Source organism: Bariatricus sp. HCP28S3_F11 (assembly GCF_052065395.1).
GTDB lineage: Bacteria > Bacillota > Clostridia > Lachnospirales > Lachnospiraceae > Allocoprococcus.
The window spans coordinates 1-19,976 of the sequence record NZ_JBQHUC010000012.1 but is presented as its reverse complement, the minus strand read 5'-3'; the positions used below and the strand labels follow the sequence as shown (position 1 = coordinate 19,976).

Annotated in this window: 19 protein-coding genes, 1 pseudogene and 1 other annotated feature; of the genes and pseudogenes, 1 reads left to right on the top strand and 19 read right to left on the bottom strand. The window is 43.7% G+C overall.

Annotated elements, in window-relative coordinates; translation table 11 throughout:
* Positions 1-4 precede the first annotated feature (4 nt).
* The 12 genes from rpoC to ACTNBR_RS07510 all read right to left on the bottom strand — a co-directional run bounded on the left by rpoC (position 5) and on the right by ACTNBR_RS07510 (position 15,105).
* The gene (gene rpoC / locus ACTNBR_RS07565) at positions 5-3,712 is read right to left on the bottom strand and encodes a DNA-directed RNA polymerase subunit beta' (protein ID WP_427806088.1); all 3,708 of its coding nucleotides are present in this window, start codon (positions 3,710-3,712) and stop codon (positions 5-7) included.
* 13 nt (positions 3,713-3,725) lie between these two features.
* Positions 3,726-7,589 (bottom strand): DNA-directed RNA polymerase subunit beta, encoded by a 3,864-nt coding sequence (rpoB, locus tag ACTNBR_RS07560; RefSeq protein WP_427820026.1) that lies wholly within the window; start codon positions 7,587-7,589, stop codon positions 3,726-3,728.
* Positions 7,590-7,921: 332 nt separating this feature from the next.
* On the bottom strand, positions 7,922-8,299 hold the full coding sequence (gene rplL, locus ACTNBR_RS07555; protein WP_427806090.1) for a 50S ribosomal protein L7/L12: 378 nt from the start codon (positions 8,297-8,299) through the stop codon (positions 7,922-7,924).
* A 35-nt stretch (positions 8,300-8,334) separates the two neighbouring features.
* A complete protein-coding gene (rplJ, locus tag ACTNBR_RS07550; RefSeq protein ID WP_427806091.1) occupies positions 8,335-8,847 on the bottom strand; it encodes a 50S ribosomal protein L10 in 513 nt (170 codons plus the stop codon).
* Between the two features lie 29 nt (positions 8,848-8,876).
* Positions 8,877-9,019 (bottom strand) — a sequence feature (ribosomal protein L10 leader region).
* A 58-nt stretch (positions 9,020-9,077) separates the two neighbouring features.
* The gene (locus tag ACTNBR_RS07545; RefSeq protein ID WP_427806092.1) at positions 9,078-9,872 is read right to left on the bottom strand and encodes a Uma2 family endonuclease; all 795 of its coding nucleotides are present in this window, start codon (positions 9,870-9,872) and stop codon (positions 9,078-9,080) included.
* Between the two features lie 214 nt (positions 9,873-10,086).
* Positions 10,087-10,779, bottom strand: coding sequence for a 50S ribosomal protein L1 (gene rplA / locus ACTNBR_RS07540; RefSeq protein ID WP_427806093.1), 693 nt, complete (start codon positions 10,777-10,779; stop codon positions 10,087-10,089).
* Between the two features lie 92 nt (positions 10,780-10,871).
* A complete protein-coding gene (rplK, locus tag ACTNBR_RS07535; RefSeq protein WP_427806094.1) occupies positions 10,872-11,297 on the bottom strand; it encodes a 50S ribosomal protein L11 in 426 nt (141 codons plus the stop codon).
* A gap of 54 nt (positions 11,298-11,351) precedes the next feature.
* Positions 11,352-11,867, bottom strand: coding sequence for a transcription termination/antitermination protein NusG (gene nusG, locus ACTNBR_RS07530; protein ID WP_427806095.1), 516 nt, complete (start codon positions 11,865-11,867; stop codon positions 11,352-11,354).
* Between the two features lie 35 nt (positions 11,868-11,902).
* Positions 11,903-12,100, bottom strand: a complete 198-nt coding sequence (gene secE / locus ACTNBR_RS07525) for a preprotein translocase subunit SecE (RefSeq protein WP_427806096.1) — start codon at positions 12,098-12,100, stop codon at positions 11,903-11,905.
* A gap of 22 nt (positions 12,101-12,122) precedes the next feature.
* Positions 12,123-12,272: a 50S ribosomal protein L33 gene (rpmG, locus tag ACTNBR_RS07520; RefSeq protein ID WP_081445272.1), complete on the bottom strand. Its 150-nt coding sequence runs from the start codon at positions 12,270-12,272 to the stop codon at positions 12,123-12,125.
* A gap of 261 nt (positions 12,273-12,533) precedes the next feature.
* Entirely contained in the window at positions 12,534-14,615 is a 2,082-nt protein-coding gene (gene ppk1, locus ACTNBR_RS07515; protein WP_441017549.1) for a polyphosphate kinase 1, read from the bottom strand.
* A gap of 22 nt (positions 14,616-14,637) precedes the next feature.
* Positions 14,638-15,105 (bottom strand): pyridoxamine 5'-phosphate oxidase family protein, encoded by a 468-nt coding sequence (locus tag ACTNBR_RS07510; RefSeq protein WP_441017547.1) that lies wholly within the window; start codon positions 15,103-15,105, stop codon positions 14,638-14,640.
* A gap of 91 nt (positions 15,106-15,196) precedes the next feature.
* Between ACTNBR_RS07510 and ACTNBR_RS07505 the strand changes: the two genes are divergently transcribed.
* Positions 15,197-16,603 (top strand): hypothetical protein, encoded by a 1,407-nt coding sequence (locus ACTNBR_RS07505; RefSeq protein ID WP_441017545.1) that lies wholly within the window; start codon positions 15,197-15,199, stop codon positions 16,601-16,603.
* A gap of 59 nt (positions 16,604-16,662) precedes the next feature.
* On the opposite strand, the gene ACTNBR_RS07500 is transcribed toward ACTNBR_RS07505, so the two are convergent.
* The 7 genes and pseudogenes from ACTNBR_RS07500 to ACTNBR_RS07470 all read right to left on the bottom strand — a co-directional run bounded on the left by ACTNBR_RS07500 (position 16,663) and on the right by ACTNBR_RS07470 (position 19,861).
* Complete coding sequence (locus ACTNBR_RS07500) at positions 16,663-17,049, bottom strand: DegV family protein (RefSeq protein ID WP_441017544.1); 387 nt, start codon at positions 17,047-17,049, stop codon at positions 16,663-16,665.
* Positions 17,050-17,252: 203 nt separating this feature from the next.
* Positions 17,253-18,038, bottom strand: coding sequence for a Uma2 family endonuclease (locus ACTNBR_RS07495; protein WP_441017542.1), 786 nt, complete (start codon positions 18,036-18,038; stop codon positions 17,253-17,255).
* Positions 18,039-18,236: 198 nt separating this feature from the next.
* Positions 18,237-18,439, bottom strand: a pseudogene (locus ACTNBR_RS07490) (AAA family ATPase); the annotation flags it as partial.
* Positions 18,440-18,523: 84 nt separating this feature from the next.
* Complete coding sequence (locus ACTNBR_RS07485) at positions 18,524-18,793, bottom strand: helix-turn-helix transcriptional regulator (RefSeq protein WP_441017540.1); 270 nt, start codon at positions 18,791-18,793, stop codon at positions 18,524-18,526.
* Entirely contained in the window at positions 18,724-18,981 is a 258-nt protein-coding gene (locus tag ACTNBR_RS07480; RefSeq protein WP_441025127.1) for a hypothetical protein, read from the bottom strand. Before ACTNBR_RS07480 ends, ACTNBR_RS07485 begins: the two co-directional genes overlap by 70 nt.
* A gap of 30 nt (positions 18,982-19,011) precedes the next feature.
* Positions 19,012-19,530, bottom strand: a complete 519-nt coding sequence (locus ACTNBR_RS07475; protein WP_427820033.1) for a prepilin peptidase — start codon at positions 19,528-19,530, stop codon at positions 19,012-19,014.
* Entirely contained in the window at positions 19,511-19,861 is a 351-nt protein-coding gene (locus ACTNBR_RS07470; RefSeq protein ID WP_441017538.1) for a hypothetical protein, read from the bottom strand. Before ACTNBR_RS07470 ends, ACTNBR_RS07475 begins: the two co-directional genes overlap by 20 nt.
* Positions 19,862-19,976: the final 115 nt, after the last annotated feature.

Below are 19,976 nucleotides of genomic sequence, written 5' to 3'. Positions count from 1 at the left end.
GAGCCTATTCTTCTGTTATTTCAGCAAATTCGGTCTCTGTATCCGCAGTTTCTTCGACATTAGCAGCATCATTTTCTGCATTTAGTTCTGGTGCTTCAACCATTTCGCCTTCTTCCGCATCATCAAAATCATCGAGAACAATTTCATCTTCCATCGCCAGTTCTGTGTTCAAACGAACATCCCGATATTTCTTCATACCGGTTCCTGCCGGAATAAGCTTACCGATAAGAACATTTTCCTTAAGGCCGATCAAATGATCCACCTTACCCTTAATAGCAGCTTCCGTCAGAACTTTCGTTGTCTCCTGGAAGGACGCAGCAGACAAGAAGGACTCGGTAGCAAGCGATGCCTTGGTAATACCAAGCATGATCTGTTCACCGGTTGCCGGTTCTTTGCCCTCTGCCTCCAGCTTTTCATTCACGTCGTTGAATTCAAGTACGTCGACCATCGTACCCGGGAGGAACTCTGTATCGCCCTTTTCTTCTACTCGAATCTTCTTAAGCATCTGACGCACGATAACCTCGATATGCTTATCATTGATTTCTACACCCTGCAGACGATATACTCTCTGTACTTCCTGAAGCATATAATCCTGTGCTGCACGAAGTCCCTTAATCTTCAGCAGATCATGCGGATTGATACTACCTTCTGTCAGCTCGTCACCGGCTTCAAGAACAGCACCATCCATAATCTTAATTCGTGAACCATACGGAATCAAATAAGCTTTCGACTCACCCGTCTCCTGATTCGTCACAATAATCTCACGTTTCTTCTTTGTATCGTTGATTGTTGCAACACCGCCAAATTCTGTAATGATCGCAAGTCCTTTCGGTTTTCTTGCCTCAAAAAGCTCTTCGACACGAGGAAGACCCTGCGTGATATCATCACCGGCCACACCACCGGTATGGAAGGTACGCATGGTAAGCTGGGTACCTGGCTCTCCGATTGACTGAGCCGCAATGATACCGACAGCCTCACCAACCTGTACCGGTTCTCCGGTTGCCATGTTGGCTCCATAACATTTTGCGCAGATTCCGATATGTGATTTACAGGTCAGAATCGTACGGATCTTCACCTTTTTAAGTGGAGAATTTCCATTTTCATCCACACCGTATTTCATAATCTTCTCTGCACGTTTTGGAGTGATCATATGGTTTGCTTTTACAAGCACATTTCCATCTTTATCACAAATCGTATAGCAGGAATAACGTCCTGTAATACGTTCCTGAAGACTTTCAATCTCTTCATTTCCATCCATGAATGCATGCACATACATACCTGGAATCTCTGCACCTTTTTCTACGCAGTCCACTTCACGGATAATCAGTTCCTGTGAAACATCAACAAGACGTCTGGTCAAATATCCAGAGTCCGCTGTACGAAGAGCGGTATCTGACAGACCTTTACGCGCTCCATGCGCAGACATGAAGTACTCCAATACGTCCAGACCTTCACGGAAGTTTGACTTAATCGGCAACTCGATCGTACGACCGGTTGTATCAGCCATAAGTCCGCGCATACCTGCAAGCTGCTTAATCTGCTTATCTGATCCACGGGCTCCGGAATCGGCCATCATGAAGATATTATTATATTTATCCAGTCCGGAAAGCAGTGCCTCTGTAAGTTCATCATCCGTTGCTTTCCATGTCTCAACAACTTCTTTATAACGTTCTTCTTCTGTAATAAGACCACGTTTGAAGTTCTTTGTAATCTTATCTACTGTATCCTGTGCTCTCTGAATCAATTCCGGTTTCTGCGGCGGCACCGTCATATCGGAAATGGATACAGTCATCGCTGCTCTTGTAGAGAATTTGTAACCGATTGCTTTTACACTGTCAAGCACTTCAGCAGTCTTTGAAGCTCCGTGTGTATTAATAACTTTTTCAAGGATCTTTTTGAGCTGTTTTTTGCCGACATGGAAATCCACTTCAAGAAGCAGTTCATTTCCCTCTACTTCACGATCAACAAAGCCCAGATCCTGCGGAATAATCTCATTGAAAATAAATCTTCCCAATGTTGATTCAACTGTTCCTGTTTTCTCGGTTCCATCCGGAAGAGTCTTGGTAACACGAACTTTAATTTTGGAATGAAGTGTAACTACTCCATTCTCATATGCAAGAATCGCTTCGTTAATGCTCTTAAATGCTTTTCCTTCTCCTAATGCTCCCGGTCTTTCCTGCGTCAGATAATAAATACCAAGGACCATATCCTGTGAAGGAACGGCCACCGGACCACCATCAGACGGTTTCAGCAGGTTATTCGGAGAAAGGAGGAGGAAACGGCACTCTGCCTGAGCTTCTACGGACAGCGGCAGATGGACAGCCATCTGGTCTCCGTCGAAATCGGCATTAAATGCTGTACAAACAAGCGGATGAAGCTTGATTGCTTTACCTTCTACAAGAATCGGTTCAAACGCCTGAATACCAAGTCTGTGCAGCGTGGGGGCACGGTTCAGCATAACCGGGTGTTCCTTGATTACATCTTCCAGTACATCCCACACCTCTGTCTGAAGGCGTTCTACCATCTTTTTCGCATTTTTAATATTATGTGCGGTTCCGTTTGCAACCAGTTCTTTCATTACAAATGGTTTGAAGAGCTCAATTGCCATTTCTTTCGGAAGACCACACTGGTAAATCTTAAGTTCCGGTCCTACTACGATAACGGAACGTCCTGAATAGTCAACACGTTTTCCCAGAAGGTTCTGACGGAAACGTCCTGATTTACCTTTCAGCATATCGGAAAGAGACTTCAGCGCACGGTTACCAGGTCCGGTTACCGGACGTCCGCGGCGTCCGTTGTCGATCAGAGCATCGACTGCTTCCTGAAGCATTCTCTTTTCGTTTCTTACAATAATGTCCGGAGCTCCCAGTTCAAGGAGTCTCTTAAGACGGTTATTTCTGTTGATAATTCTGCGGTACAGGTCATTCAGATCTGATGTTGCAAAACGACCTCCGTCAAGCTGAACCATCGGACGCAGATCCGGCGGAATAACTGGGATTACAGTCATTACCATCCACTCCGGTCTGTTACCGGATTCACGAAATGCCTCAACCACTTCGAGACGTTTTACAATTCTTGCACGCTTCTGTCCGGTTGCACCTTCCAGTCCTGACTGAAGTTCTGCATATTCTTTGTCCAAATCGATTGCTTCCAGTAATTCTTTAATAGATTCCGCACCCATACCGACACGGAACTTATTGCCCCATGTTTCTCTCGCTTCCTGATACTCAGCTTCAGAAAGAACCTGCTTGTACTGAAGATCTGTCTCTCCTTTATCCAGCACGATATAAGAAGCAAAATACAGAACCTTCTCCAGTGTTCTCGGGGACAGATCCAGGATCAGTCCCATCCGGCTCGGAATCCCCTTGAAATACCAGATATGGGAAACCGGGGCAGCAAGTGCAATGTGCCCCATACGTTCACGACGCACACTTGACTTGGTTACCTCAACCCCACAGCGGTCACAGACAACACCTTTGTAGCGGATTTTTTTATATTTTCCACAGTGACATTCCCAGTCTTTGCTCGGTCCGAAAATTCTCTCACAGTACAGACCATCCTTTTCCGGTTTTAAAGTTCTGTAGTTAATGGTTTCCGGTTTTGTCACTTCACCGTGTGACCATTCCAGAATCTTCTCCGGAGATGCCAGACCAATTTTAATTGCATCGAATGTCATCTGCTGAGATGTTACTTCGTTTTTATTTTCTGTCATTTCGGCATCCTCCCTATTCTAAGTCCATATCGTCAAAATCTTCAAATTCTTCCTCAAAGTCTTCTTCAAAGTCAGCGTCATCCGGCTCTTCATCAATGTCCACAAGCTCACCATCTTCAAATTCCTGTGTGCTGTATCCATGTTTTCCGAAATCCTCGTCATTGCGGTAACGTCTGTCTCCTTCAATGATGTGGTTCAGATTTGTATCGCCATAATCTACGCTTTCCATAATCTCAACTTCTGTATTGTCATCACGCAGTACTCGTACGTCAAGGCCAAGAGACTGCAGCTCCTTCAGAAGTACTTTAAAGGATTCCGGAATACCCGGTTCAGGAATATTCTCACCTTTAATGATTGCTTCATAAGTCTTCACACGTCCTACAACGTCATCAGATTTTACTGTCAGGATTTCCTGCAGAGTGTAGGAAGCTCCGTACGCCTCAAGAGCCCAAACCTCCATTTCTCCGAAACGCTGTCCACCAAACTGCGCTTTACCACCAAGTGGCTGCTGGGTTACCAGTGAGTAAGGACCGGTTGAACGCGCATGGATCTTATCATCAACCAAATGATGCAGTTTCAGATAATGCATGTGTCCGATCGTTACCGGGCTGTCAAAGAATTCACCGGTACGTCCGTCACGAAGACGAACTTTACCGTCTCTTGACAGCGGAACCCCCTTCCAGAGTTCTCTGTGGTCTCTATTCTCATACAGATATTCCATAACCTCCGGAAGCAGCTCTTCTTTATGTCTTGCTTCAAACTCTTCCCAGCTCAAGTTTACATAATCATTCGCCAGGTCAAGCGTATCCATAATATCAACCTCATTGGCGCCATCGAAGACCGGTGTAGAAATATTGAATCCAAGAGCTTTCGCAGCCAAAGACAGATGAATCTCAAGCACCTGTCCGATATTCATACGTGACGGCACACCCAGAGGGTTAAGCACGATATCAAGCGGACGTCCGTTCGGCAGGAACGGCATATCTTCTACAGGGAGCACACGGGAAACAACACCCTTGTTACCATGACGTCCGGCCATCTTATCACCAACAGAAATCTTTCTCTTCTGAGCGATATAAATTCGAACTGCCTGATTTACTCCCGGTGAGAGTTCATCTCCATTTTCTCTTGTAAATACTTTTGCATCCACAACGATACCGTATTCGCCATGCGGTACTTTCAAAGAAGTATCTCTTACTTCACGGGCTTTTTCACCAAAGATTGCCCGAAGCAGTCTCTCTTCTGCCGTCAGCTCTGTTTCACCCTTCGGTGTCACTTTACCGACGAGGATGTCCCCGGCACGAACTTCCGCACCGATACGGATAATACCTCTTTCATCCAGATCTTTCAGCGCATCGTCACCGACACCCGGAATATCACGTGTAATTTCTTCCGGCCCAAGCTTGGTGTCACGGGCTTCTGCTTCATACTCTTCAATATGCACAGAAGTGTATACATCATCCTGTACCAGTCTTTCACTTAACAGAACAGCATCCTCGTAGTTATAACCTTCCCAGGTCATGAAGCCGATCAGCGGGTTCTTACCAAGCGCCATCTCACCATTTGATGTAGACGGGCCGTCTGCAATAACCTGTCCTGCCTCTACCCGTTCTCCCTTGACAACAATCGTTCTCTGATTATAACAGTTACTCTGGTTACTGCGGAGGAATTTGGTCAATTTATACGTTTTCCTGGTCTTATCATCCTGCTTAATTACGATTTCTGTTGCAGTTGCGCGTTCTACCACACCGCCCTGTTCTGCCACAATGCAGACTCCCGAGTCAACGGCTGATTTTACTTCCATACCAGTTCCGACAACCGGTGCTTCGGTCATCAAAAGCGGTACCGCCTGACGCTGCATGTTGGATCCCATCAGCGCACGGTTGGCATCGTCATTTTCCAGGAAAGGAATCAATGCTGTAGCTACAGAGAATACCATCTTCGGAGAAACGTCCATATAGTCAAACATTCTTCTCTCATATTCCTGAGTCTCTTCACGGTAACGACCAGATACATTCTTATGAATGAAATGTCCTTCTTCATCCAGTGGCTCATTCGCCTGTGCTACATGATAATTATCTTCTTCATCTGCTGTCATATAGACAACATCATCTGTTACTACCGGGTTCATCGGATCGCTCTTGTCGATCTTACGATACGGAGCCTCCACGAAACCGTATTCATTAATTCTCGCATAACATGCCAGAGAGTTGATAAGCCCAATGTTCGGTCCTTCAGGTGTCTCAATCGGGCACATTCTTCCATAGTGAGAATAGTGTACATCTCGAACCTCGAATCCGGCACGGTCACGAGACAGACCACCTGGGCCAAGGGCAGACAGACGTCTCTTATGAGTCAGCTCACCCAGCGGGTTATTCTGATCCATAAACTGTGACAACTGAGATGAACCAAAGAATTCTTTCACAGCTGCCGTAACCGGTTTAATATTGATCAAAGACTGCGGGGATACCCCTTCCAGATCCTGTGTTGTCATTCTTTCACGAACAACTCTTTCCAATCTGGACAGACCAATTCTGTACTGATTCTGAAGCAGTTCACCGACCGCACGGATACGTCTATTGCCAAGATGATCGATATCATCATCATTTCCAAGACCATATTCCAAATGCATATTATAATTGATGGATGCGAAAATATCTTCTTTTGTAATGTGCTTCGGAATCAGCTCATGGATATTCTTGCGTATCGCATCTTTCAATTCATCGATATCGCCTGCTGTCTCTTCCAGAAGTTCAGCGAGAACCGGATAGTACACCAGCTCCGTCACGCCCACTTCCTTAGGGTCAATGTCAACAATGCTCTGCAGATTTACCATCATATTAGAAAGAACTTTGATATTGCGTTCTCCCTCTTCTCTTGCAATCCATACATATGGGACTGCCGCGTTCTGAATTGTATCTGCAAGTTCTCTGTCAACTTCCGTTCCTTTTTCCGCGATCACCTCTCCTGTCAGAGGGCTTACAACATCTTCTGCCAGAACTCGTCCGTTAATACGATTACGGAGCAGAAGCTTCTTATTAAATTTATAACGTCCAACTTTAGCAAGATCATAACGCCTTGCATCAAAGAACATACTTGTGATCAGGCTTTCAGCACTGTCCACAGCAAGAGGTTCACCCGGACGAATCTTCTTGTATAATTCAAGAAGACCTTCCTGATAGTTTTCCGCTGTATCTTTGCTAAAACTTGCCAGAATCTTCGGTTCCTCACCAAAGAGTTCCAAAATCTCCGCATTCGTACCAACACCCAGGGCTCGAATCAACACTGTGATCGGCACTTTTCTGGTTCTGTCAACACGCACATAGAAAACGTCATTCGAATCCGTCTCATATTCAAGCCATGCACCACGGTTCGGAATTACCGTACAAGAAAATAATTCTTTACCGATTTTGTCATGTGCAATTCCATAATAAATGCCAGGAGAACGTACCAACTGGCTTACAATAACACGTTCTGCTCCGTTAATTACGAAAGTACCCGTCTTCGTCATTAACGGCAGATCTCCCATAAAGATCTCATGTTCGTTAATCTCATCCGTTTCCTTATTATGAAGCCTTACACGCACTTTCAGCGGTGCCGCATAAGTCGCGTCACGCTCTTTACATTCTTCGATTGAGTACTTTACCTCGTCTTCACATAATGTAAAATCCACCAGTTCCAGACTCAGATGTCCACTGTAATCTGTAATCGGAGAAATATCATCAAATACTTCTTTTAATCCTTCGTCTAAGAACCACTGATAGGAGTCCTTTTGAACTTCGATTAAGTTCGGCATTTGGAGTACTTCTTTTTGTCTGGAATAGCTCATACGCATACTTTTTCCGGTTGTGATGGGACGAATTCTGTTTTTCTCCATTGACGTTTCACTCCTTATATAATAAATTTTCGGGTTAATTCCGCCTAACACTCACACAGATTTTTAAACAAGTGGACAGTTTTTGCCGTCCACTACTTCAATCTGTGGCTCAACTATCTCCCTTTTATCGGAAACAGTCGATTTTAGGGCGCAATTATAGCATAAATTTCCACAATAGCGCATTTTTTACTATATCATAGAGTCTGCTGGCTTGTCAAGGATTTTTTTGTGATTTGGAATATTTTTTAAATGATTTCAAGAAACAAGAATGGTACTTCTGTCTAGAAAAAACGGGGAAGATCTCTCTCCCCCGCTTTGGAATACTCTTAAAATTACTTAAGGGCAACTTCTGCGCCTTCAGCTTCAAGTTTTGCTTTGATTTCTTCAGCTTCTGCCTTAGATACTGCTTCTTTCACTACCTTCGGTGCTCCGTCAACTAATTCTTTAGCTTCTTTTAATCCAAGTCCTGTGATTTCACGAACAACTTTGATTACTTTAACTTTAGAAGAACCAGCTGCTACTAATTCTACGTTGAATTCATCTTTTTCTTCTTCCTGAGCTGCTCCGTCTCCAGCTGCTGCTGCAACTACAACACCTGCTGCTGCAGATACACCAAATTCTTCTTCACATGCTTTAACTAATTCATTTAATTCTAATACAGATAATTCTTTGATAGCTTCAATAAATTCTGCTGTTGTTAATTTTGCCATTTTATTTTCCTCCATTTGATATTTTTATAATACTCTTATTCTTCTGCTGCGGCTTCTGCCGGAGCTCCATTCTGCTCTGCGATCTGATTAAGCACACGAGCAAGATTGGTAATCGGTGACTGTAAGCTTCCAAGTAACTTGGACAGTAATTCTTCTCTTGATGGAACCTTAGATAACTCTGCAACTCCGTTAGCGTCATATACTGTGCCTTCAACCACACCTGCTTTAACTTCAAGAGCCTGAGCTGTCTTTGCAAACTTGCAAATAATTCTTGCCGGTGCTGTTGCATCGTCTTTAGAAATTGCAATAGCGCTCGGTCCTTCCAGATATTCGTCTAACTGTGCGAAATCTGTTCCTTCAAAAGCTCTCTTCATCATTGTGTTTTTGCAGACTTTGTAAACAATACCAGCTTCTCTTAACTGCTTACGAAGTTCTGTGTCTTGTGCTACAGTTAATCCGCGGTAGTCAACCAGCACGATTGACTGTGCATCAGTGATATCATCTACGATTGCCTGAACGATAGGTTGTTTTAATTCAACTTTTGCCACGAATGGTGCACCTCCTTGTATTATTTATGAGCTGCCTAGAAAAAGCTCCCTGTCCGCAGACTGGAAGCTTCTATAAATTCAAACTTTTATCGAATTCGTTTCTTCCTCGGTAGGCGTTTTCATCCTTATGCCTTGCGGCACCTACTGTCTCTGGCAGTTACGCTATATATAATAACAGGTGTTCTCCTGTTCGTCAAGTATTTTTTGGATTTTTTCGTAATTTTTTCATCTTACCACAGTATATCAAACTCAGAAAAATCAATTTCCGCACCAGCCCATATTCTCATCGGAACTTTATCCTCAAAGTCATAATGCATTACTTCAAACTCCGTGTCGCTTCCTTGAAGCCAATATGTAGAGATGTCCTTCTTCTCCGGATCGATGATCCAGTATTCGCGTACTCCTGCCTTCCAATATTTATTAAGCTTGATCATATAATCCCGCTTGCGGCTGGATGGCGATACTACTTCAGCCACAAAATCCGGCGCACCATTAATTCTTCGCCCGTCCGTCAGTTCTTTGTCGCATATCACCACAAGATCAGGCTGAAGCATCGTTTTATTATCTTTATTAAGGCAGACATCTATAGGTGAAAGGATCACTCTGCACTCCCCTTCATTTTTCTTGACATAATCCCTCATATAATAACACAGTTCACCAATTATTTCCTGATGTACAATTGTCGGGGCATCCATATAGATCAGATAACCGTCTATCAGCTCTGCTCTCACTTCTTCCGGAAGCGCATAGTAATCCTCTAATGTATACTCCCCATCCTTTTTCATTGTATCGTAGGCAATGGACTCTTCCCGAATGCAAAGAACAGGTTCCGATTCCGTATGATACCGGAATTCCTTCCGCTGAAGCGCACGATCCAATGCGTCCAGCGTATCAATCTGCGGCGATTTTGTCGCTCCACTCAAGATCTTATTCACAGTCCCCAGCGATACCCCTGAATAGTCAGCAAGCTGTTTATTCGTAAGACCCAATTGTTTTTTCCGATTCTTAATATCATGTATATCCATTCCCGTTCCTCCTTCCATTCAATCTGCACTTGCCCGCCACGCCTCTTTATATATTATATATTACCATTTATTATAATAATATTCAACTCTTTTTATAAAATATTATTATTTTACCATATTATATAATCTGCATCTCTCCAATGCTTCATTGACAAAAAACAGGACGCAGCACTTTGAAATGCTGCGTCCTCGATAGGTATCAATATATCATCAATTAAGCTAACTTCATCGGGTTCAGTTTTACGCCAGGTCCCATTGTAGAAGTAAGAGTTACACTTCTAAGGTACTGTCCTTTTACTGCTGCCGGTTTAGCCTTATTGATTGCATCGATAAGCGTCTGGAAGTTGTCCGCCAACTGTTCTTCTGTGAAGGAAGCTTTTCCAATCGGTACATGGATAATATTTGTCTTGTCCAATCTGTACTCAATCTTACCAGCTTTGATCTCGTTGATTGCTTTTGTAACGTCCATTGTTACGGTACCAGCCTTCGGGTTCGGCATTAAACCTTTTGGTCCAAGTACACGACCAAGACGTCCAACAACACCCATCATATCCGGTGTAGCAACTACAACGTCGAATTCAAACCAGTTTTCATTCTGAATCTTCGGAATCAGTTCTTCTGCTCCTACATAATCTGCGCCAGCCGCTTTTGCTTCTTCTGCTTTTGCATCTTTTGCAAATACAAGGATACGAACTTTTTTACCTGTTCCGTGCGGAAGAACAACTGCTCCACGAATCTGCTGATCAGCGTGACGTCCGTCACATCCGGTTCTGATATGAGCTTCGATTGTCTCGTCAAATTTTGCTGTCGCACATTTTTTAACTAATGCGATTGCATCTGCTTTATCATAGAGTACTGTTCTGTCAACCTGTTTAGCAGCCTCTACATATTTCTTTCCTCTTTTCATGTTAAATACCTCCTAGTGGTGATTACGGGAATTCCCTCCCACGTGCTTGTTTACAGTTTTCATAGTGTAGTTCTTTCGCCCGTAAATCAGACTTATTCAACTACAGTTACACCCATACTTCTGCAGGTTCCTTCGATCATACTCATAGCACTCTCAACAGTAGCTGCATTTAAATCAGGCATCTTCATCTCTGCGATTTCTTTAACCTGAGCTTTTGTGATCTTAGCAACTTTTGTCTTATTCGGAACGCCTGAACCTGATTTGATATTGCAGGCTTTCTTAATCAGAACTGCTGCCGGCGGTGTCTTTGTAACAAAGCTGAAGCTTCTGTCACTGTAAACAGTGATAACAACCGGAATAATTAAATCTCCCTGGTCTGCTGTTCTTGCGTTGAACTGTTTTGTAAACTCAACGATATTTACACCATGCTGTCCAAGTGCAGGACCAACCGGTGGAGCCGGAGTAGCCTTTCCGGCTGGAATCTGTAATTTGATATAACCTGTAACTTTTTTTGCCATTTTAAAGTACCTCCTTGTGGTATTTGCGGGGATTTCCCTCCCACGTAATGTCTGCTACATTTTCTTGACTTCTGCGAAACTGATTTCTACCGGTGTTTCGCGACCAAATAACTCAACATTGATTGTAAGACTCTGTTTCTGCATATTAATGGACTGAACAGCACCAACCGTTCCTTCCCATGCCCCGGCAATAACAGTAACGGTATCGCCCTCTGCAAAGTCAACGACAACATCCTCTTTCTGGATTCCAAGCGGTGCCATTTCTTCGTCTGTAAGCGGAACCGGTTTGGACCCCGGACCAACGAAACCAGTCACACCTCTGGTATTTCTTACGACATACCATGTATCATCATTCATGATCATATGAATGAGTACATATCCCGGAAAAAGCTTTTTCTGTGATGCCTTCTGCACTCCGTTCTTCAGTTCCACAACCTCATGCATCGGAACACGAACTTCCAGAATCTCTTCTTCCAGATGACGGTTCTCAATCGTCTTGTCAATGTCGGCTTTTACTTTGTTCTCATACCCTGAATAGGTATGAACCACATACCATTTTGCTTCTGCCATAATATCACCTTTCCTGTGTTACCATTATCAGTATCTTATCTTACTAAGAAATCAATTCCGTATTTTACAAGAATATCGGTAATCGCGATAATCGCTCCCAGCAAAACAGAAACAGATACGACTGCCGCTGTCTGTTTGGCAAGTGTGGTTTTGTCTGGCCAGATAATCTTCTTAAACTCTGCTTTTACACCTTTGAAAAACGGTGTCTTGCGGGTTTCTTTAGCATCTCCCATAACATTCACTTCCCTTCAACGACTATTTCGTCTCTTTGTGTAATGTGTGTGATTTGCAGAATCTACAGTATTTCTTTGTCTCCATGCGCTCCGGATGAGATTTCTTATCCTTTGTCATGTTGTAGTTACGATGTTTGCATTCTGTACATTCCAGTGTAATTCTTGTACGCACAACTTCCACCTCGCTTTTATGTTCTAATTTTCAGTTACACGACAGCTTGCGAGGCTGTCTGCAAAATCCCGTCTCCGGAATTCTGCTAAAAATAGGCATAAAAAAAAGACCTATAACTTCCATTCGCTAGGATAGTGTAACATACAGTCCCCGCAAAGTCAAGGTTTTCTTTTTGTTATCCGGCAAATTCTCCTTCCGTCCACAGCTATTAAAAATCCGGCAAAACACATATTTCCCGTGTTTTGCCGGATTATTTACAAACTATCTTCCATTTTCCATATCATATGCTTCCTGATAGAAGAATTCCTGAGAGTTCAGTTTTTCTGCATTTACAGACCGGTCGCAGTATTCTCCTTCTGAATTCTGTTCTTTTCCCTTCTCATCATCCATCATCATCGTGTCAAATATATGACGGATTCTGGTGCGGATATCCTGGTCATAAATCGGAGCAGCCACTTCCACACGGCGAACCGTATTTCTGGTCATAAAGTCGGCAGATGCAATGTAAATCTTCTCCTCATCTCCCCTTCCGAAGCGGTAGATTCTGGAGTGTTCAAGGAAACGCCCGACAACACTGATCACATGAATATTCTCTGTCATGCCTTTCACACCCGGTTTCAGACAGCAGATACCTCTGACGATCAGATCAATTTTCACTCCGGCCTGCGAAGCCTCGATCATCTTATCGATCAGAACCTTATCCGTAAGCGAATTGATCTTCACCCCCACATATCCTGTACTGCCCTGTTTCACCTTCTCAATCTCCGCATCGATCATATCCACTACCTTGTTCTGCAGACATTTCGGCGCGACAAGGAGTTCGTTCGTATGCTCGACCACTTCTCCCTTCTGCAGCGCGGTAAATATCTCTGCTGCTTCTGCTCCTATGGACTGTCTTGCCGTGATCAGAGAAAGATCTGTGTAAAGCCTTGATGTTTTTTCATTATAATTTCCGGTTCCGATCTGGGTTATGTAAGCAAATCCCGTTTCCGTTTTGCGTGTGATCAGACACAGTTTGGAATGAACCTTATAGTCTCCAAGTCCATAAAGGATCTGACATCCGGCATCCTCAAGCCTGTGGGACATTTCAATATTATTCGCCTCGTCAAATCTTGCTCTCAGTTCAACCAGAACAACAACTTCCTTGCCATTTTCGGCAGCCTCGATTAACGTGTCAATGATCTTGCTTCGCTCTGCGACACGATAGAGCGTCATTTTAATAGAAACGACAGACTCATCTTCTGCCGCTTCCTGAAGGAGCTGCAAGAACGGCTTCATGCTTTCATATGGATAGGAAAGCAGCACATCCTTCTTCTCAATCTGATTAAACAGATTTTCTTTCAGGTTCAGCGCCGGGCTGAGTCTCGGACTGCGTTTCTCATAAAACAATTCCGGTTTATCTCGAAGATAGGTCTGGAGCGAGAATACAAAAGACAGATCCAGTGGTGTCTTCACATCGATAATATGATCCGCCCCGATTTTCAGGAAACGGGCAATTTCCTGCTTTGTCTTTTTATTGATACTGCGGCTGAACTCCACTCGCACCGGATTCAGCCTGGTACGACGTTTGATCAACTGTTCCATCATATCTCTGTAGTCAAGATCTTCGTCATATATCTCTGTCGCATCAATATCCGCATTACGCGTCACACGCATGATAGATTTTTCTTTCACAATATATTTTGAATACAATTTGGAAACGAAATGAAGGATCAGTTCTTCTGACAACATAAAGGTTCCCGGTCTTGTAGGGATCTCAATCAGCCGTTTAAATACGCTGTTGGAGCAGGGAACCAGTCCGGTTTTTCTCTTGCCCTTCGGTGTTTCAAGTAAAACAATCGCATACAACTGTTTATTTGCAAGGAACGGGAACGGCTGCTGTTTTCCGATGATCATCGGCGAAAGGAACGGGGCAATATGCGCATCAAAATACTTCTCCAGAAGTTTGCCCTCTTCCGCAGACAGTCTGTTAAAATTGATAATCCGAATACCCTCCGGCTCCAGCTCACCCATAAGCTGTTCATAGATCTTCGCCTTTTTCTCTTCGAGTACATTGACTCTTTTGAGAATCTCCCTCACCTGCTCTTTGCTGTTCATTCCGGTTTTATTCTCTATAATCTCTTCCGAAGACTGCATCTGCATGAGAAGCGTTCCTACACGTACCATAAAAAATTCATCCAGATTCGTCTGAAAAATAGACGCAAACGTCAGTCTTTCCGCCAACGGCACTCTCGGATTTCCTGCTTCATTTAACACTCTTTCATTAAACTGAAGCCATGACAATTCTCTGTTTGTCATACACAGGTTTTGATTATGATTTTCACTTTGTTTCTTACTCTTCATTACTCATTTCCATCCTTTTCTTTCACCGTTCCTTACAGCTCATTTCTTCCACTTCAAGCTTAAAAACCCCGACGGTTCGAAGCATGCTTTCTTCATAAGACCATTCGCTTTTCCCCGAAACATGCTTCATGATCTGATTCAAGCCATAAATCTTCTCATCATTATCTTCGACCACTGTCACCCTTCCCGTACCGATAATACTCTGGAAATATGATGAATATCCGCATGCCACATCCGCTGTTTTCAACTGATAAGAAGTATCCATTTCAAATCCAACCTCCGGCTCTTCTTTAATCAGTTCAAACTTTCTTCCTTCCTGCGCTCCATGAAAAAATATGGTACATGAATCCTTTCCATATTCATAGCCAAAGTTCACAGGAACTATATATATTTTCCCTTCATCACAGAACCCTATCCTGCAGCAACTGCACAGCTCCATTACTTTTTCGATCTGTTTTCTATCCGTGACTTCCCGTTCTTTTCTTCGCAAAGTACCACCTCCTCTTTTGTTGACTTAGCTTGCCCAGGAGTATATAATCGTAGCAAATACCTTATTACTATTCTATCAGAGAGGGGAAAAAATGGAAACACAAAAACAGAAAAAAGGCCTAAATATCAGCACACGTTCTTTCCTGACCGCAATCGCCGTCATCTTCGTCCTGATGGCACTCACCTACATACTTACATTCCTGATCCCGGGAGGTGAATACGCCAGACTCACAGATGCATCCGGAAATACGGTAATTGATACCGAAACAGGATTTTCTTATGTAGAAGGCGGAATTCCGTTCTGGAAATGGATCTTTTCCCCACTTCTCGTTCTCGGCTCAGAAGGAAGCGGAGCTTTGATTGCCGTTATCGTCTTCCTCCTGGTCATTGGAGGCGTTTTTAACAGTCTTGAGAAATGTAATCTTATGAAATATATGCTGGAAAGAATTACCAGCAGATTCGGTCAGAAACGCTACCAGCTTCTGGCCGTCATCACCTTGTTCTTCATGGCCCTCGGTTCTTTTATCGGGTCCTTCGAAGAATGCATTCCGTTGGTTCCGATTGTCGTTGCGCTGGCCGTCAGCCTGGGTTGGGATCCTCTTACCGGTGTCGGCATGAGTCTTCTTGCCGTAGGCTGTGGATTTGCTGCCGGAGTCTGCAATCCATTTACCGTAGGTGTAGCACAGGAACTTGCCGGACTTCCGCTGTTCTCGGGAATCTGGTTCCGCGCCCTTGCGTTTGTACTCATCTACGGTTTGCTCTTATTGTTCCTCGTTTACCACGCAAAAAAAGTTGAAAAACCATTAAACATGAACAGCAATACCAGTACGTTCTCCCGTGACAGAGCCATGGATCGGGGGCTCATCTGTTTTGCCGCGATCCTCAGTGCAGGCATTCTGGTAGTCCTGAGTTCGATTGTGATCACATCTCTTCAGGATTACACCATGATCATCGTTGCTGTCATGTTCCTTGCCGCAGGCATATCCGCCCCTCTCCTTTCAGGGATGCGTATCCGGGATCTGGGAATCACGTTCTGGAACGGCCTGGTCAGTGTTCTTCCGGCAGTACTCATGATCCTGATGGCAAATTCTATCAAATACACTCTTGTCGAGGCAAATGTTCTGGATACCATTCTGCACAGTGCCGTCACCGCTGCAGGTTCCATGCCAAAATGGATCGTAATTTTATTTATTTATCTGATTGTACTGATCATGAACTTCTTCATTCCTTCGGGTTCTGCCAAAGCCTTTCTGCTGATGCCACTGATCGTTCCGGTTGCACAGGTATTCGGAATCTCTGCCCAGCTCTGCGTTGCGGCATTCGCTTTCGGAGACGGCTTCTCCAATGTATTCTATCCGACAAATCCGGTTCTTCTGATCGGTCTGGGTCTTGCGGATGTAAACTATGGTACCTGGGTAAAATGGAGCTGGAAATTCCAGGCTCTGAATCTTGTACTTACAAGCCTGCTCCTGCTCTTTGGGATGGGAATTGGTTACTAATGTTGGATGTATTTCAAAAAACACTGGGGAGAGTGCTATGCGACCTCCCCCTTTTCCTGCTATTTTTCAATATACTGAATCGCCACGCAATGCGGACCGCAAAGCGTCCTGCAGTTGAAGACCGTAATCCGCTCCCGATTTTCTGACATTTCCTTCGCCGCGCACGCACTTTGATATGTACCGGAAAGTCCGTCCGCTATGGTGATATTGATAATGTCTGAATCCTTGTATTTATCAAACATATCCACCACCTCACCAATTGGCGGCTGGGAACTTCTGGGAATCTGTCCCTTACGAATCCTTTCATAAAAATCTTTCATATCCATCTGAAGGTCGCGCCCTTCCAGATCGTCGATATTGACACAAAGAGGCAGTGTCTCGACTCCCAATGCATTTGCCTCCTCCACCCTGTGCAGTGTTGAAGAGTCTGTAATAATTTGAACCATATCCAATACCTCGCAACATAGTTTTGATTTCTACTTATTACGGTTTGCATTATTTACGTGTTGCCGCCAAGACATTTCGACAATTTTTCACAATCTTCTCACGGTTATTCAGGCATTTTCCCCAAAATTCTCCAAAAATATAACAGTTCAGCCGCAAGGATGAACCCTCTCTGGCAAACGAACCCCGTCACCACCTGCTCGCATTACTCAGGTATGCTTTCTAATACATCTGCAAATCCTGCAAAATCTATCTCTAATTTTTCATCAAAAATCTGAACCGGGATCTTATCCCGGAATGTATAAAGGGACGGCATCGGATCCTCTTCCAGGTGATACGTCACCACTTTTTTCTTCTGAAGATCAACAATCCAATATTCCCGCACACCGGCATTATCATATTTCACCATCTTTTTGGCAAAATCCATTCTTCTGGTAGAAGGCGACGTAACCTCAATCACCATATCCGGTGCTCCGTAAATACCTTCTTTTACAAGTTTTTCTTTCTTGCACAGTACTACAATATCAGGCTGAACCAGCGTCTTATCATCGCAATCCAGCTGTACATCAAGAGGAGCCGGAAGGACCAAACATTCTCCTTTATTCTCTCGTATAAATAATTCTAATAAAAATGCAATCTTCATCACAAGAATCTGATGTGCAGTGCCTGGCGCTTCCATAAAAATCAATTCCCCATCAATCAGTTCTGCACGCACCTCTTGCGGAAGTGCCCGGTAATCTTCTATCGTATACGGTCCACACCCCTGATATTCCAAAGCCGCCTGCGAATCCCGTATGACAAGATATTCATCCGTATCCTTCTTATCCAGAAGAACTTTCTCAAGTGCCATCAGCGTATCGTATCTGGGCGACCTGGTTTCCCCGTTCAAAATCTTATTGATCGTTCCCACCGGTACTCCGGAAAGTCGAGATAGTGCCTCGGTGGTCATACCCTTTTCTTCCTTTTTTCGTTTTAATATATCAGAAATCACTGCCTCTATCTCCTTTAACCGTTTTTTATATTTTAACCGTTTACGGTTATTTTGTCAAGAAAATAGTGGTAGTCGTGGGGATGGGGAGTTGGAGGGGAGTCAAGGGACCTGTCCCCACGACTCTCAACTAATGAGTTATAATGTACCCATAACAGTGGACACGCGAATTAGTGTAGTACCTGTTTTTCGGGCACCCACCCGCCCTGCATAATCAAGTGAGAAAAACTTCTCCAACATACTCATAGTTAACGTTTTTCCAAAGCGCCTCGGACGGGTAATTAGTGTCACATCATCCTTGCTTTCCCACCATTCACGGATAAAATCCGTCTTATCTATATAGAAGCATTTATTCGTTATTATTTTTCAAAATCCTGTATCCCAATTCCTACTGTTCTTGCCATAAATGCCTCCTTTAATAGATTCTATTTTTATTTCTATTTTTAGTATAATGATTTTTCTTTACGATTACAATGATGCTGCGAATTTTATTTCCCACTTTTCCCGCCCGATACCATCTTCTTATATTCCCGCGGGCTCATTCTGATCTCTCTTCGGAAAATCCTCGAGAAATATCCGAAATTATCCATCCCAACGCTTGTCGCCACCTGCGTGACCGACATCTGTGTCGTATTAAAGTACTGAACCGCCGCACGAATTCGGGCGTGATGAATGTAATCGGTCATACTCATCCCGGTCTCTTTGCTGAACTGCCCGGAAAGGAAAGACGCATTTTTGTGAAATTCTTCTGCCAGCACAGCAAGGGACAATATTTGTAGAGCGAAGTGATCTTCGTCGTCCCATTCGCGTCAAGAAAAATCTTCAACTTATCTGAAGTCTTTTTATAAACTCCTGTGGCAAGCGCTTCGAGGAAATCATTCAGATAAATCGCATACAACTCTGCAGATGTAGTCGTAAACTGGCGAAACGCATCTTTGTTCGGCAAAATCTTCCGTTCCATTTCCGAATAAATGAGTCACGGAACCTGTCCCCACAAAACCATCAACATGGTTGCTGCCGCAAGAGCCGGTCCAAATGGAATTACTCCACCCTTTCCCTCACGGCTCTTATAACTTATAAGCAATATAACCAAACCGAAAATACATGCAAAGAACAATGCATACAATGATAAATTCATACCAAGATACAGTCCCATGACAGCAATTAATTTCACATCACCGCCGCCAAGGCTTTCTTTTTTAAAGATTTGCTCAATAAGAATGGAAAGAATAAGTACGCCGCCGCCGTATACTACAGCAGCCAGTAAATGCACAGCAATACCACTCCATCCACCATAATCCTGATATGCAAATGGTATTGCCATGCACCATGCAATTACAGAGATTCCCAGACATTTATCCGGAATCCTGTATCTTTTCAGATCTTCTACTGACAAATATAGCAGACAGAAGAAAAATACCAGATTTCTCAGGTTTAACGCTATTGAATCATATTCCATGAGGCCATGAAAGACACTACTTGGATTTTGAATCATTCTTTTCCTCCTCTTCTTCTGCCCTTTTCTTACGAATCGCTTCCACAGCTTCCCGCACAGCCGCTTCTTCCTCTTCACGAATAATACCTTTTGTAACTTTAACAGAATAGATCAAGTTATAGATCAGTATAAAGAACAAAGGAAGGAGAATAAGCGGTATAAAAATCAAAGGATTGGACAGCAGATGTACTGCAACTCCCAACGGATATGAAATGCAGATAACTTTACCAATCACATCTTCTTCCGAAGTTAAATACGGATCCTCTGTCTGGTTTGCATCTCCTTTTGTCACAAAAATGTGTTTTGCACCATCATTTTGGACCGATGTCACACGATCCCAACAGTTTCCTCTACATTAGCCACATAGCCGCGATATTCTTTCCCTGCTTTCCTTCGGTATGTAGCCTCAGGATCAGTTGGATTTAACAGCATGGTTGAATTGCCGA

Bases quoted from the DNA above. Each gene is read 5' to 3' on its own strand.
- rpoC (WP_427806088.1), bottom strand. From the start codon at position 3,712: ATGACAGAAAATAAAAACGAAGTAACATCTCAGCAGATGACATTCGAT.
- rpoB (WP_427820026.1), bottom strand. From the start codon at position 7,589: ATGGAGAAAAACAGAATTCGTCCCATCACAACCGGAAAAAGTATGCGT.
- rplL (WP_427806090.1), bottom strand. From the start codon at position 8,299: ATGGCAAAATTAACAACAGCAGAATTTATTGAAGCTATCAAAGAATTA.
- ACTNBR_RS07545 (WP_427806092.1), bottom strand. From the start codon at position 9,872: ATGGATATACATGATATTAAGAATCGGAAAAAACAATTGGGTCTTACG.
- rplA (WP_427806093.1), bottom strand. From the start codon at position 10,779: ATGAAAAGAGGAAAGAAATATGTAGAGGCTGCTAAACAGGTTGACAGA.
- rplK (WP_427806094.1), bottom strand. From the start codon at position 11,297: ATGGCAAAAAAAGTTACAGGTTATATCAAATTACAGATTCCAGCCGGA.
- nusG (WP_427806095.1), bottom strand. From the start codon at position 11,867: ATGGCAGAAGCAAAATGGTATGTGGTTCATACCTATTCAGGGTATGAG.
- secE (WP_427806096.1), bottom strand. From the start codon at position 12,100: ATGGGAGATGCTAAAGAAACCCGCAAGACACCGTTTTTCAAAGGTGTA.
- ppk1 (WP_441017549.1), bottom strand. From the start codon at position 14,615: ATGAAGAGTAAGAAACAAAGTGAAAATCATAATCAAAACCTGTGTATG.
- ACTNBR_RS07505 (WP_441017545.1), top strand. From the start codon at position 15,197: ATGGAAACACAAAAACAGAAAAAAGGCCTAAATATCAGCACACGTTCT.
- ACTNBR_RS07500 (WP_441017544.1), bottom strand. From the start codon at position 17,049: ATGGTTCAAATTATTACAGACTCTTCAACACTGCACAGGGTGGAGGAG.
- ACTNBR_RS07475 (WP_427820033.1), bottom strand. From the start codon at position 19,530: ATGATTCAAAATCCAAGTAGTGTCTTTCATGGCCTCATGGAATATGAT.